The organism is Pseudomonas sp. NPDC086566, from assembly GCF_050280885.1.
GTDB lineage: Bacteria > Pseudomonadota > Gammaproteobacteria > Pseudomonadales > Pseudomonadaceae > Aquipseudomonas > Aquipseudomonas vlassakiae.
Map to the genome: position 1 here is coordinate 302,875 of NZ_JBNNWD010000007.1, position 12,134 is coordinate 315,008.

At 62.1% G+C, this 12,134-nt stretch carries 14 protein-coding genes; 8 read left to right on the forward strand and 6 right to left on the reverse strand.

Annotated elements, in window-relative coordinates; genetic code table 11:
• Positions 1-33: 33 nt before the first annotated feature.
• On the reverse strand, positions 34-1,335 hold the full coding sequence (locus tag ACQKPS_RS18450; protein ID WP_427605298.1) for a mechanosensitive ion channel family protein: 1,302 nt from the start codon (positions 1,333-1,335) through the stop codon (positions 34-36).
• A gap of 106 nt (positions 1,336-1,441) precedes the next feature.
• On the opposite strand from ACQKPS_RS18450, the gene ACQKPS_RS18455 reads away from it, so the two are divergent.
• Positions 1,442-2,803 (forward strand): DEAD/DEAH box helicase, encoded by a 1,362-nt coding sequence (locus tag ACQKPS_RS18455; protein ID WP_054885678.1) that lies wholly within the window; start codon positions 1,442-1,444, stop codon positions 2,801-2,803.
• Between the two features lie 155 nt (positions 2,804-2,958).
• Here the strand turns inward: ACQKPS_RS18455 and ACQKPS_RS18460 are convergent, their stop codons facing one another.
• Positions 2,959-3,231 (reverse strand): hypothetical protein, encoded by a 273-nt coding sequence (locus tag ACQKPS_RS18460; RefSeq protein ID WP_313201517.1) that lies wholly within the window; start codon positions 3,229-3,231, stop codon positions 2,959-2,961.
• A gap of 215 nt (positions 3,232-3,446) precedes the next feature.
• Between ACQKPS_RS18460 and ACQKPS_RS18465 the strand changes: the two genes are divergently transcribed.
• Entirely contained in the window at positions 3,447-3,725 is a 279-nt protein-coding gene (locus ACQKPS_RS18465) for a BrnT family toxin (protein ID WP_254484064.1), read from the forward strand.
• Positions 3,703-3,957 carry a BrnA antitoxin family protein gene (locus tag ACQKPS_RS18470; RefSeq protein WP_254484066.1) on the forward strand — a complete coding sequence of 85 codons (255 nt, stop codon included), beginning with the start codon at positions 3,703-3,705 and terminating at the stop codon, positions 3,955-3,957. The genes ACQKPS_RS18465 and ACQKPS_RS18470 overlap by 23 nt, the downstream gene beginning before the upstream one ends.
• 60 nt (positions 3,958-4,017) lie before the next feature.
• Here the strand turns inward: ACQKPS_RS18470 and ACQKPS_RS18475 are convergent, their stop codons facing one another.
• Positions 4,018-4,311, reverse strand: coding sequence for an addiction module antidote protein (locus tag ACQKPS_RS18475; RefSeq protein ID WP_254484067.1), 294 nt, complete (start codon positions 4,309-4,311; stop codon positions 4,018-4,020).
• Between the two features lie 237 nt (positions 4,312-4,548).
• Here ACQKPS_RS18475 and ACQKPS_RS18480 point away from each other — a divergent pair, with 237 nt between their 5' ends.
• Positions 4,549-4,944, forward strand: coding sequence for a hypothetical protein (locus ACQKPS_RS18480; RefSeq protein WP_054885674.1), 396 nt, complete (start codon positions 4,549-4,551; stop codon positions 4,942-4,944).
• 106 nt (positions 4,945-5,050) lie between these two features.
• Positions 5,051-5,977, forward strand: a complete 927-nt coding sequence (locus ACQKPS_RS18485) for a DMT family transporter (protein ID WP_254484069.1) — start codon at positions 5,051-5,053, stop codon at positions 5,975-5,977.
• Here ACQKPS_RS18485 and ACQKPS_RS18490 read toward each other — a convergent pair.
• Positions 5,974-7,146 carry an MFS transporter gene (locus tag ACQKPS_RS18490; RefSeq protein ID WP_427605299.1) on the reverse strand — a complete coding sequence of 391 codons (1,173 nt, stop codon included), beginning with the start codon at positions 7,144-7,146 and terminating at the stop codon, positions 5,974-5,976. The two genes, ACQKPS_RS18485 and ACQKPS_RS18490, sit on opposite strands and share 4 nt — an antisense overlap.
• A 106-nt stretch (positions 7,147-7,252) precedes the next feature.
• Between ACQKPS_RS18490 and ptrR the strand changes: the two genes are divergently transcribed.
• Together ptrR and ACQKPS_RS18500 are read left to right on the forward strand one after the other, a co-directional pair.
• Positions 7,253-8,146, forward strand: a complete 894-nt coding sequence (gene ptrR, locus ACQKPS_RS18495) for a putrescine utilization regulator PtrR (RefSeq protein ID WP_254484073.1) — start codon at positions 7,253-7,255, stop codon at positions 8,144-8,146.
• A 125-nt stretch (positions 8,147-8,271) separates the two neighbouring features.
• Positions 8,272-8,400, forward strand: coding sequence for a PA1414 family protein (locus ACQKPS_RS18500; RefSeq protein WP_256215799.1), 129 nt, complete (start codon positions 8,272-8,274; stop codon positions 8,398-8,400).
• Between the two features lie 64 nt (positions 8,401-8,464).
• Here ACQKPS_RS18500 and ACQKPS_RS18505 read toward each other — a convergent pair whose 3' ends face one another.
• Positions 8,465-9,844: a sodium:solute symporter gene (locus tag ACQKPS_RS18505; protein WP_254484075.1), complete on the reverse strand. Its 1,380-nt coding sequence runs from the start codon at positions 9,842-9,844 to the stop codon at positions 8,465-8,467.
• 139 nt (positions 9,845-9,983) lie between these two features.
• Complete coding sequence (gene speB, locus ACQKPS_RS18510; RefSeq protein WP_254484077.1) at positions 9,984-10,934, reverse strand: agmatinase; 951 nt, start codon at positions 10,932-10,934, stop codon at positions 9,984-9,986.
• 224 nt (positions 10,935-11,158) lie between these two features.
• On the opposite strand from speB, the gene ACQKPS_RS18515 reads away from it, so the two are divergent.
• Positions 11,159-12,052, forward strand: coding sequence for a LysR family transcriptional regulator (locus ACQKPS_RS18515; RefSeq protein ID WP_152953938.1), 894 nt, complete (start codon positions 11,159-11,161; stop codon positions 12,050-12,052).
• Positions 12,053-12,134: the final 82 nt, after the last annotated feature.

The window sequence follows — 12,134 nt, forward strand, 5'->3', positions numbered from 1 at the left end:
AGAGGAAGGGGCTGCAACGCAGCCCCGGCCATCTCAAACCTCGTTCATTTCTTCAAGGCGGCGCGGCATCGGCTCGGGGTGCGCCCGCCCCGCCAGCCCCACGCGCATGTCATTGCCACTCGGCTGCTGATACAGGCTCAAGCCAAATTCTGGCAACACTGCCAGCAGGTAATCGAAGATATCCCCCTGGATCCGCTCGTAATCGGCCCACACCGTGGTGGTGGTAAAGCAGTAGATCTCCAGCGGCACGCCTTCGGCGGTGGTTTGCATCTGCCGCACCATGCAGGTCATGTTCGGGTGCACGTTGGGGTGCTTCTTCAGGTAGGCCAGGGCAAAGGCGCGGAAGGTGCCGATGTTGGTCAGCCTGCGGCGGTTGGCCGACAGCTCCGCTACCGGTCCCAGCGCTTCGTTCCAGGCCAGCAGTTCCTGACGCTTGCCGGCTAGGTAGTCACTCAGCAGGCTCACCTGGCTCAGGCGCTGTTCCTCGTCCGGGGTCAGGAAACGCACGCCTGCGGCGTCGATGAACAGGCTGCGCTTGATCCGCCGGCCACCGGACTGCTGCATGCCGCGGTAGTTGCGGAACGACTCGCTCATCAGGCGCCAGGTCGGGATCGAGACGATGGTCTTGTCGAAGTTCTGCACCTTGACCGTGTGCAAGGTGATATCGACCACATCGCCATCGGCACCCACCTGCGGCATTTCGATCCAGTCGCCCACGTGCAGCATGTCGTTGCTGGTCAACTGCACACTGGCGACGAACGACAGCAGGGTGTCCTTGTACACCAACAGCAGCACCGCCGACATCGCACCCAGGCCCGACAGCAACAGCAGCGGCGAGCGATCGATCAGGGTGGCGACGATAACGATCGAGGCGAAGATCCACAGCATCATCTTGGCCAATTGCACGTAGCCCTTGATCGAGCGGGTACGGGCGTGTTCGGTGCGGGCGTAGATGTCCAGCAGGGCATCGAGCAGGCACGACAGGGCCATGGTCATGAACAGCAGGGTGAAGGCCAGGGCAAGGTTGCCGAGGAAGTGCTGGGCGGTGTCGGACAGCTCCGGCACCAGTTTCAGGCCGAACTGGATGACCAGTGACGGGGTGGTCTGGGCCAGGCGATGGAAGACTTTGTTGTGGCGCAGGTCGTCGAGCCATTTCAGGGCCGTTTGCCGGGCGAGCAGCCGCGCACCGTGCAGCACCACGAAACGCGCCAGACGCCCCAGCAGCAGGGAAATGAGCAGCAGCACGGCCAGGCCGATGGCGGCATGGAGCAGCGGATGTTGGTCGAGGGTGCCCCACAGGTCGAGGCTGTCACGCCAGATGCGTTGGATGTCCATAAGCTTGTAAACCGGTCTATTGCAGCAAAACGAAGCGCCATTAGAGCGCGGAAGCCGACGAAGTTGCCAAAAGAAATTCGGCTAAGGCGGCAGAAAACGTTACCCTATGCAACTGAATTTCCCGCACTTGCCTGAGGTTACCTCCGTGTTCTCCCAATTCGCCCTGCACGAACGCCTGCTTAAAGCCGTGGCCGAGCTTAAATTTGTCGAGCCAACCCCGGTGCAGGCCGCGGCCATCCCCCTGGCCCTGCAAGGGCGCGACCTGCGCGTGACCGCGCAGACCGGCAGCGGCAAGACCGCGGCATTCGTCCTGCCGCTGCTCAACCGCCTGGTCGACCTGAAAGGCGGGCGCGTCGAGATCCGCTCGCTGATCCTGCTGCCGACCCGCGAGCTGGCCCAGCAGACCCTCAAGCAAGTGCAGCTGTTCTCGCAGTTCACCTACATCAAGGCCGGCCTGGTCACTGGCGGTGAAGACTTCAAGGAGCAGGCCGCCATGCTGCGCAAGGTGCCGGACGTGCTGATCGGCACCCCGGGCCGCCTGCTCGAGCACCTCAACGCCGGCAACCTCGACCTGTCCCACGTGCAGGTGATGATCCTCGACGAAGCCGACCGCATGCTCGACATGGGCTTCGCCGAAGACATGGAGCGCCTGTGCAAGGAGTGCGAGAACCGCGAGCAGACCCTGCTGTTCTCCGCCACCACTGGCGGTGCGGCGCTGCGCGACATCATCGGCAAGGTCCTGAAAGACCCTGAGCATTTGATGCTCAACAGCGTCTCGCAGCTGGCAGAGGGCACCCGCCAGCAGATCATCACCGCCGACCACGACCAGCATAAAGAGCAGATCGTGCAGTGGCTGCTGGCCAACGAGACCTTCGACAAGGCGATCATCTTCACCAACACCCGCGCCCTGGCCGACCGCATCTATGGTCACCTGGTGGCCAAGGACGTGAAGGCCTTCGTGCTGCACGGCGAGAAGGACCAGAAGGACCGCAAGCTGGCCATCGAGCGCTTCAAGCAAGGCAGCTCCAAGGTGCTGGTGGCCACCGATGTGGCGGCCCGTGGCCTGGACATCGACGGCCTGGACCTGGTGATCAACTTCGACATGCCGCGCAGCGGTGACGAGTACGTGCACCGTGTGGGCCGTACCGGCCGTGCCGGCGGCGAAGGCCTGGCGATCTCGCTGATCACCCACAATGACTGGAACCTGATGTCCAGCATCGAACGCTACCTCAAGCAGCAGTTCGAGCGCCGAGTGATCAAGGAAGTCAAAGGTACCTACAGCGGGCCGAAGAAGGTCAAGGCCTCGGGCAAGGCGGCGGGTGCCAAGAAGAAAAAGGTCGACAAAAAGACTGGCGAGAAGAAAGCCGCTGCCAAGCGCAAGCCGACCGCCAAGCCACGGCCGAATGCACCGCTGGCCAGCGCTGATGGCCTGGCACCGCTGAAGAAGCGCAAGCCTGCTGCCGAGTGAGGCTGACGCACCGCCTGTAGGAGCGGCCTTGTGTCGCGAAGGGGCTGCGAAGCAGCCCCAGGATTTCGGCGCACATGCAAAAATGTTAGGGCTGCTCTGCAGCCCTTTCGCGACACAAGGCCGCTCCTACAGGGCCGGTGTCAGCGGGAAGCACTTTATTCCGTCTTTTTCTCCGCCTGTTTCAGCTCCTTGATCCGCTTGTCGATCAACTGACACTTGTCGGGCAAATCCTTGCTCGCCGTCCCCAGCTCCATCCCCTGAAGCTCGTCATTTATCTCCTTGGCCTTTTCCGGATTCTGCTCGGTCAGCTGACTGACCAACCCGGCCAGTTCTTCCCGTTTCTGAGTTGCCTCTTCCGGCGTGCAAGCCCAGGCGGGCAAGGTGCAGCACAAGGCAGTGGTACAGGCGATGCGCAGCAGCGGTTTCATCCTTTCTACCTCCGGCGTTGGTGTTGCCCGGTGGAGGCGCATGCTGGCCAGTTGGTTCAGTGCCAAGGACCGACGGCACTGATGCGCGGGTTCCGCTTCATGCTGTAGTCCTTTTCCCAAAGCCTCCTGGCGCTATTGAAGGGCGAGCAATTGCCCTCTAGTCTCGCCATCAAACAGGAGGTATCGTATGTACAGATGTAAATACGGAGCGTTCCATGTTCTTTGAGTGGGACGAAGCAAAGAACCAGATCAACATCCGCAAGCACGGCATCGATTTCTGCGATGTACCGGATATGTTCAATCACCCGATGCTGATTCGCCGGGATGATTGTCCGGGCCACGATGAGGAGCGCTGGGTCAGCCTTGGCTGGTTGAAGTGCCTGATAGGCGTTGTCGTCTACACGGAAAGGCAGGGTGATGTCATTCGAATCATCTCTGCGCGAAAAGCCACCAGATGGGAGGCCAAACACTATGACCAAAGCATCGAAAACTGATTGGAGTCGCCTTGCTCAACAGAGTGACGAGGAAATCGACACCTCGGATATCCCTGAGCTGGGTGAAGATTTTTTCCGTGAGGCCGAACTACGGGTTCCTGCCAAGCAGACAGTGACCATACGCCTGGATTCCGATGTTCTTGCCTGGTTCAAGGGGCAGGGCGCGGGCTACCAGACGCGCATCAACCAGTTGCTGCGTCAGTACATGCAGGCGCACCTACGCCAGCGCTGATAGGTACGGAATGCTTGCGTCCGCCCCATCTCCATAAACAGCCCCAAAGGGGGGGATGCACTAATGGGCCAGATGTGGTTTGGCAGCCAAGTCGATGCCTAGAGCCTTCATAACGGCTAGAAAGGACTTCAAGGTTGGGTTGCCGTGCTCACTCAACGAGCGATAAAGCTGTTCACGTGAAAGGTCAGTCGCTTTTGCCAACTCACTCATGCCCTTGGCCCGTGCCACAACGCCTACGGCTTTTGCAACATAGCCCGCATCGCCTGTCTCCAATGCATCTGTCATGAAATGCGCTATAGCCTCAGGTGTGGTGAGGTAATCCGCAGGATCGAATTCGAAGAATTGTTCAGTCATTTTGCATCCTCCGGGCGAATGTAGTTCATAAAGTACATTCGTGGGATACAGCAAAGGTTTCTACCCTTTGCCACCTGATACACGATGTGAGCGACCTTGTTTCAGCCTGTTCCAGTCGCGGATTCTGCCGTAGTCCAATTCGGCAACGTTCGTGTCTGGATAACTTTTGGAACACTCCCGTCTGCCAACAGGTCCCATCCTGTGTACCCCCTTCGTCCACAGCAGGAGGCCATCTCCATGAGCAGCACCTACGACTGGGACCTGATCGAGCGTTTGCTGCACGAAGTGCAGAACGGCGCCGGTCACAGCTTCACGCCACGCCCCTATGCCGAGCAGCACGCTGCGGCGCTGGCCGCCAAGGGCCAGCCGGTGGGTGACCTGGACCATCTGAAGACCCGCGCGTGCGAATACGAGAAGTTGCTGTTCGAGCGCGGTTTCATAGAGACTCGGCCTCCGGAGGATGGCGGCAATGGTGAAAACTTCGTGCTCACCGAGCGTGGATCGCGCTTGCTCAGCCTGATCGACAGCAGCATCCCCGGCTTCGAGCACCCGCGCCAGGTGCTGGATGAGCAAGAAGACGCGCTGGATGAAACCACCTTCGAGCACGTTTCGGCCAAGGCGCAGATCGCTTGAGGTCGTTTTGAGGCTGGCAAGGGCGGGCCGGGAAACCCGATAATCGGTATTCCTTGACCACTACCGAGTCTTTGCCGATGCCCTCGACCACCCAAAAGGCCCGCTCATGAGCGCGGCCCGCAAGAACCCAGACGCCTTTGCCTTCCAGGTGATGCTGGGGCTGTGCCTGATCTGGGGCTGCCAGCAGGTGCTGATCAAGACGGCGGCGATGGATATCGCGCCGGTGATGCAGGCTGCCTTGCGTAATTGCATCGCCGCTGTGCTGGTGGGGTTGATGATCTGCTGGCGCGGAGGCTGGGAACAGTTGGGCAGCACCTGGCGGGCCGGGTTGCTTGCCGGCGGTTTGTTCGGGCTGGAGTTTCTGTTCATTGCCGAGGGCCTGAAGCTGACCTCGGCCGCGCACATGTCGGTGTTCCTCTATACCGCGCCCGTGTTCACGGCGCTGGGCCTGCACTTCATGCTGCCCAGCGAGCGGCTGCGATTGTTGCAGTGGGTGGGCATTCTGCTGGCCTTCGGCGGCATTGCCACGGCGTTTGCCGGCGGCATGTCGTTCGCTGAAATGGATGGGCGGATGCTGCTGGGCGACGCCTTTGGCGTCATCGCCGGGCTTGCCTGGGGCGCGACCACGGTGGTGGTGCGTTGTTCGCGCCTTTCGGAGGCTCCGGCGACTCTGACTCTGTTTTATCAACTGGCGGTGGGGTTTGCCGGGTTGCTGCTGATCGCCCTGGTCAGCGGGCAAATTGGCGATGTGGCATTCACGCCGCTGGCGCTGGGCAGCGTGCTGTTCCAGGGGATCGTGGTGTCGTTCGTCAGTTACCTGACCTGGTTCTGGTTGTTGCGCAAGTACCTGGCTTCGAACCTGGCGGTGTTTTCGTTCATCACGCCATTGTTTGGCGTGACCTTTGGCGTGGTGCTGCTGGGGGAGCCGTTGAGTGTCAATTTCGTGCTCGGGGCGGTGATGGTGTTGCTGGGGGTGATCCTGGTCAGTGCCGAGCCATGGGTGAAGCAGCAACTGCGCAAGTTTGTAGGCTAAACGGCGGACTGCTGCGTACCCTGGCGACCTTGAAGGCTGCGCCCACTGGTCAGTAGCAGCACGCCCGCCACCCCCAGGCCCACCGCAGCCAGCACCAGCGCTGGCTGCAGAGTCCCGCTGTAATGGTTGCTCAGCGCCGCCAGCAACGGCCCACTCAACTGCCCCAGGGCAAAGCACGCGGTCAGCAGCCCGGCATTGCGCTGGGTGGCATGGGGTGCCAGTTCCCGCGAGCGCTGCATCACCAGCTGCATGCATGCCAGGAAGGGCCCGCCGCACAGCACCACGCCCAACGCCAGGCCAACGCCACCGCCCATCAGGCAGGCCAGTACCCCCAACCCTTGCAACCACAAGGTCACCGTCAGCCAGGCCGAGGTACGCCCGGCCCGACGCAGGCTCACCAGCACCACACCGAGCGCCGCCGCCAGGCCGAACGCAGGCCAGAACAGGTCGGCCATCCAGTTGCCGCGAAACTGCTGGTTGGCCATCTGTGACAGAAAGGTAGCCGGCAGGATGTAGCCCACGCCATACAAGGCATAGACCAGGCCCAGGCGTCCGATGCCGACGCTACGGGTCGGGCCTTGTTGCGCGGCGGCGGGCACCACGGCCGGTTGCAGGGCGCGAGGCAGCCAGGGGCGCACGGCCAGCAGCATGACCAGCGCCGCAGCGGCATAGATCAGCCAGAGTGCCGCCGAGCCAAGCCCCAGCAGATGCGCAGCCAGTGCCAGCAAACCGCTCAGCGCAATGCCCAACCCAGGCCCGGCGAACACCATCGCCCCAAGGCGTTGACGATTGTGGGCATTGGCCACTTGCTGGCTGAGGCTGGTGATCATCACCAGCACCCAGGCACTGGCCACGCCGGTTCCGAAGCGCAGCAGCAGATGGCTCCAGAAACCGTCCGCCGCCCAGGAAGCCAGGGTCAGCAGCACGCATAGCCACAGGCCGCCGTGCAGGCGCAGTGTTACCTGGTTCGGCCGGCGGGCATACATGGCGTCCACCGCGCCGAGGAAGTAACCCAGGTAGTTGGCCGCCGCCACCAGCCCGGCGGCGGTCAGGTCGAACTGGCCTTCGGCGATCAGTTGCGGCAGTTGCGGGGTGAGGGCGAAGCGGCCGATGCCCATGGCCATCATCAGCGCCACGGCGCTGGCCAGCAGTTGTACGAGCGGCGACATGAGGGTTCTCCTGCGCGAATCAATGCGATGGGTGGCAGGTTAGGGCGCTTTTACTTTCAATAAAATTGAATAATGATGATCAAGTTGTTCTTTTTTGGAGAATGTCATGGAGTTCAGCCAGCTGCGCATCTTCCAGGCCGTGGCCGAGGAAGGTTCGGTGACCCGCGCCGCCGAGCGTCTGCACCGGGTGCCGTCGAACCTGTCGACGCGCCTGCGCCAGCTCGAAGAGCAACTGGGGGTGGAATTGTTCCTGCGCGAACGCCAGCGCTTGCAGCTTTCGCCCGCTGGCAAGGTGCTGCTGGATTACGCCAACCGCCTGTCGGCGCTGCGTGATGAAGCCGTGGCGGCGGTACAAGGCGGCCAGCCGGCCGGTGACTTCGTGCTGGGCACCATGTACAGCACTGCCGCCATCCACTTGCCGGCATTGTTGGCGCGCTACCACCAGCAGTATCCGGCGGTGAACCTGCAGGTGCAGGCGGCACCCAGCGGCGACTTGCTCGAGGGCCTGCTCAGCCATCGCCTGGATGCCGCACTGGTGGACGGCCCGCCGAGCCTGGCCGGGCTGGATGGTGTGCCGCTGTGCGATGAAGTGCTGGTCCTGATCACCAGCCCGGAACACCCGGCGGTGCGCAGTGCCAGGGACGTGGCGGGCAAGGCGGTGTTCACCTTCCGCCAGGGCTGTTCCTACCGCATGCGCCTCGAAGCCTGGTATGCCCATGACCACACGCCGATGGGGCGAGTGATGGAGATCGAGTCGTACCAGAGCATGCTGGCCTGCGTGATTGCCGGTGCGGGGGTGGCCTTGATGGCGCAATCGATGCTCGACAGCCTGCCCGGGCGTGATCGGGTCAGCGTTCATCGGTTGCATTCACCGTTCGATCACGCAGAAACCTGGTTGATGTGGCGCCAGGGCATGCGCGGGGCGAATTTGCAGGCCTGGATCGATCTGCAACAAACCGAAACGATTAACCAGTCGTCGGAATGCGCCGTTTCCGCTTGATCCGCGTCAATCTAGCCCATATCTGTAGGAATAAGAGCATGCGTAGTACAGGACATCGGACTATGATCTGTATGAAACATCGCAGCATTGAACTTGCCGTGAGGCTGACCCGTCAAGGGGGCATTATGAAAAACCAAATGTTCAACTGGCTCCACGACCTGGCTGTCGCCTTGGGGCTGATTCCACCTCCTTTGCAGCCGGTGCCGATCCCGACTGATGAAGAGCAGCGCAAGCGCCAACCGCGTCGTCGCTGACATGCAAAAGGCCGCAGCATCTGTCCGATGCCGCGGCCTTGTTGTTTCCGCTGTTGCGGCCTGATCAGGCCAGCTTCACTTCACCCAGCGGCTTGCGCGACAGCACGCTCACCAGCACGAAGCTCACCAGGCCAACTGCCAGGCTGTAGTAGATCGGCGTGTTGGCATCCAGACCGTCCTTGAACATGAAGAACAGTGCGGTGGCAAAGCCAAGCGACATGCTGGCGATGGCGCCTGCGGTGGTTGCACGCTTCCAGAAGATCGCACCGATCAGTGGGATCAGCATGCCGCCGACCAGCAGGTTGTAGGCCAGGGTCAGGGCACTGATCACGTCGTTCACCGCCATGGCGATGCCCAGCACCACCAGGCCGGTAATCAGAGTGAACAGGCGGCTGACGCCCAGGCTCGACTGCTTGCCGCCACGCAGCTTGGGCAGCAGGTCTTCGGTCACGGTGGTCGAGGCTGCCAGCAAGCCGGCACTGGCGGTCGACATCATGGCCGCCAGGGCTGCGGCCATCAGCAGTCCACGAATACCTTCCGGCAACTGGCCCTTGATCATTTCGGCAAAGGCGTTGTTCGGGTTGGCCAGGTCCGGCATCAGCACATGGGCGGACATGCCGATCAGGGCGCAAGCCAGGCCGTACAGCACGCAGTACAGGCCAGCGGTGGTGCCGGCGCGCTGGCAGACCTTCTCGTCACGGGCGGTGAACACCCGCTGCCAGATGTCCTGGCCGATCAGGATGCCGAAGAAGTAGATCAGGAAGTAAGTGATGATGGTGTCCCAGCCGATGGTAGTCCAGCTGAAGCTGGCCGCCGGCAACTTGGCCACCAGGGTATCCCAGCCGCCGGCCTTGTACAGGCAGATGGGCAGCAGGATGAACATCAGGCCAACGGTCTTGATCACGAACTGGACGATGTCGGTAAGGGTCAGCGACCACATGCCACCGATGGTCGAATAGATCACCACCACACCGCCGCCGAGCAGCAACGACGCCCAGAAGGGCAGGTCCAGCAGCACTTGCAGCACGGTTGCCATGGCCAGGGTAGAGGTGACGCCAATCATCAGCGCATAGGCCAGCATGATCGCCGCGCTGGCCTGGCGAGCCATCGGGTTGTAGCGGCGCTCCAGCACCTGGGTCACGGTGAAGATCTTCAGGCGCAGCAGGGGTTTGGCGAGGAACAGGTTGAGGGCAATGATGCCCAGGCCCAGGGCGGCACACAGCCAGAAGCCGGAAATGCCGTGGACGTAGCCCAGGCGCACGGTGCCGACGGTGGAGGCGCCGCCGAGTACGGTGGTGGCCATGGTGCCCATGTACAGGGTCGGGCCGAGGTTGCGCCCGGCCACGAGGTAGTCTTCGTGGGTTTTAGCGCGCCGCATGCCATACCAGCCCAGCCCGAGCATGCCGACGGTGTAGATCATTACAACAATGATGTCCAAGGCCATTGGGGGTCTCCCGATTATCTTTATTATGGCGAGATCGACCGCAAGGCGTGTTCACGGCGCCCGGCGGTCTTGTCTTGTGTTGGCGGGCCTCTATGGCCCTCCCTAATGGCTCCTGCCGGGGTACTTCAGGCAAAGCTGATCAGCGACGCACGACGCCCGGTAGCACGCAGAGCATCTCGAACAGCAGGTTGGCGCCAAGCAGCGAGGTGTTGCCGGTGGTGTCGTAAGGCGGGGAGACTTCGACCAGGTCACAGCCGATCAGGTCCAAGCCGTGGCAGCCGCGAATGATCTCCATCGCCTGGATGGTGGTCAAGCCGCCGATTTCCGGGGTACCGGTGCCTGGGGCCCAGGCCGGGTCGATGCCATCGATGTCGAACGACAGGTACACCGGGCCACCGCCGACCTTTTCGCGCACTTCGGCCATCAGCGGTTCCAGCGACTTGTGCCAGCACTCTTCGGCCTGCACCACGCGGAAGCCCTGGCGGCGGCTCCAGTTGAAGTCGTCGGCGGTATAACCCTGGGCGCGCAGGCCGATCTGCACCACGCGGTCGCAATCGAGCAGGCCTTCTTCCACGGCGCGGCGGAATGTGGTGCCGTGGGCGATCTTCTCGCCGAACATGTGGTCGTTGACGTCGGCGTGTGCATCGATGTGCACCAGGCCGATCTTGCCGTACTTTTTGTGCAGGGCACGCAGGATCGGCAGGGTAATGGTGTGGTCGCCGCCCAGGGTCAACGGGATGACGTTGTGTTCGACGATCTCGTCGTAGGCCTGTTCGATGATGCGCACAGCGTCGAGCAGGTTGAACGTGTTGATCGCCACGTCACCGATGTCGGCCACCGACAGCGAGTCGAATGGAGCGGCACCGGTGGCCATGTTGTACGGGCGGATCATCACCGATTCGGCGCGGATCTGCCGCGGGCCGAAGCGGGTGCCGGAGCGCAGCGAGGTACCGATGTCCAGTGGTACGCCGATGAACGCGGCGTCAAGGCCTTCGGCGCTTTGCAGGTGGGGGAGACGGAGCATGGTGGCGATGCCGCCGAAACGCGGCATTTCGTTGCCGCCCAGTGGTTGGTGGAGAACTTTGTCCACGGTGGGCCTCATCAGTCGGTCGATTGTTCTGTTTGTTCGAACCTGTGCCGCCGCACGCCTTTCAGCTTTGTATATGCCGGCGGGCAGGGCCATTTCGGCCAAGTCTGCGCAAGGTAGTGCGTGAGAAAAATCGCTACCGGCAAATACTTACTTCAGGAATTTCTGAACTATCGCGCGCAGGAGCGGGTAGACTGCGCGCTCATACCCCAGCGGAACCGTTGCCCATGGCCTCGACCTTGCCCGACCTGAAACTGCTGCGCATCTTCGTCAGCGTGGTGCGCCATCAGGGGTTCGCCAATGCCCAGCGCGAACTCAACCTGTCGACCTCGGCCATCAGTACCTACATGAGCCAGCTCGAAGGCGCCCTCGGGATCGTGCTGTGCCACCGGGGCCGGGGCGGCTTCAGCCTGACCAGCAAGGGCGAGCTGTTCCACCAGGAGACCCTGCGCCTGCTGGCCGAGCTGGACGGTTTCGAACAGTACGCCGCAGCGCTCAAGGGTGAACTGCGCGGCACCCTCAACCTTGGGGTGATTGACTCCACTGTCGGCGATCAGGCGCTGCCCTTGGCCGAGGCCATCGGCGCCTATAGCCAGGAACATCCTGCGGTGCACCTGCACCTGTCGGTGTCCAGCCCCTACGAGTTGCAACTCGGTGTGCAGGACAACCGTCTGGACCTGGCCATCGGTGCGTTTTCCTCGCGCATGAGTGGCTTGCTCTACCTGCCGCTTTACCGCGAGCAGCATTGGCTGTATTGCAGCAGCCGCCATTCGTTGTTCGCCGAGCGGCGCATCCCCGAGCAGGTGGTGACGCAGCAACGCATGGTGGGGCGTGGCTACTGGAGCCAGGCCGAACTGGCCCGGCACGGCTTCAAGCACAGTGCGGCGACCGTGGAAAGCATGGAGGCGCAGCTGATCCTGATTCTCTCTGGCGCCTACATCGGCTACCTGCCCGAGCATTACGCCCAGGCATGGGTCGACAAGGGCGATCTCAGGGTGCTATCGCCGGCTACTTTCGGGTATCAGGCGCCATTCTCGCTGATCGTGCGCAGGGGGCGTAGTCGTGAGCCGCTGATTCAAACATTCCGGGACTTGCTCAAGAGCCAATTGAATGTCGGCTGAAGGGGGAGAGTTTCGTAGGACAATCCGACTGAGTGCGCTAAATAAATTTCCAAATTAGCCGCTAACCCTTCAATGCTCTGCT

Bases quoted from the DNA above. Each gene is read 5' to 3' on its own strand.
- ACQKPS_RS18450 (WP_427605298.1), bottom strand. From the start codon at position 1,335: ATGGACATCCAACGCATCTGGCGTGACAGCCTCGACCTGTGGGGCACC.
- ACQKPS_RS18455 (WP_054885678.1), top strand. From the start codon at position 1,442: ATGCAACTGAATTTCCCGCACTTGCCTGAGGTTACCTCCGTGTTCTCC.
- ACQKPS_RS18460 (WP_313201517.1), bottom strand. From the start codon at position 3,231: ATGAAACCGCTGCTGCGCATCGCCTGTACCACTGCCTTGTGCTGCACC.
- ACQKPS_RS18465 (WP_254484064.1), top strand. From the start codon at position 3,447: ATGTTCTTTGAGTGGGACGAAGCAAAGAACCAGATCAACATCCGCAAG.
- ACQKPS_RS18470 (WP_254484066.1), top strand. From the start codon at position 3,703: ATGACCAAAGCATCGAAAACTGATTGGAGTCGCCTTGCTCAACAGAGT.
- ACQKPS_RS18475 (WP_254484067.1), bottom strand. From the start codon at position 4,311: ATGACTGAACAATTCTTCGAATTCGATCCTGCGGATTACCTCACCACA.
- ACQKPS_RS18480 (WP_054885674.1), top strand. From the start codon at position 4,549: ATGAGCAGCACCTACGACTGGGACCTGATCGAGCGTTTGCTGCACGAA.
- ACQKPS_RS18485 (WP_254484069.1), top strand. From the start codon at position 5,051: ATGAGCGCGGCCCGCAAGAACCCAGACGCCTTTGCCTTCCAGGTGATG.
- ACQKPS_RS18490 (WP_427605299.1), bottom strand. From the start codon at position 7,146: ATGTCGCCGCTCGTACAACTGCTGGCCAGCGCCGTGGCGCTGATGATG.
- ptrR (WP_254484073.1), top strand. From the start codon at position 7,253: ATGGAGTTCAGCCAGCTGCGCATCTTCCAGGCCGTGGCCGAGGAAGGT.
- ACQKPS_RS18500 (WP_256215799.1), top strand. From the start codon at position 8,272: ATGAAAAACCAAATGTTCAACTGGCTCCACGACCTGGCTGTCGCCTTG.
- ACQKPS_RS18505 (WP_254484075.1), bottom strand. From the start codon at position 9,844: ATGGCCTTGGACATCATTGTTGTAATGATCTACACCGTCGGCATGCTC.
- ACQKPS_RS18515 (WP_152953938.1), top strand. From the start codon at position 11,159: ATGGCCTCGACCTTGCCCGACCTGAAACTGCTGCGCATCTTCGTCAGC.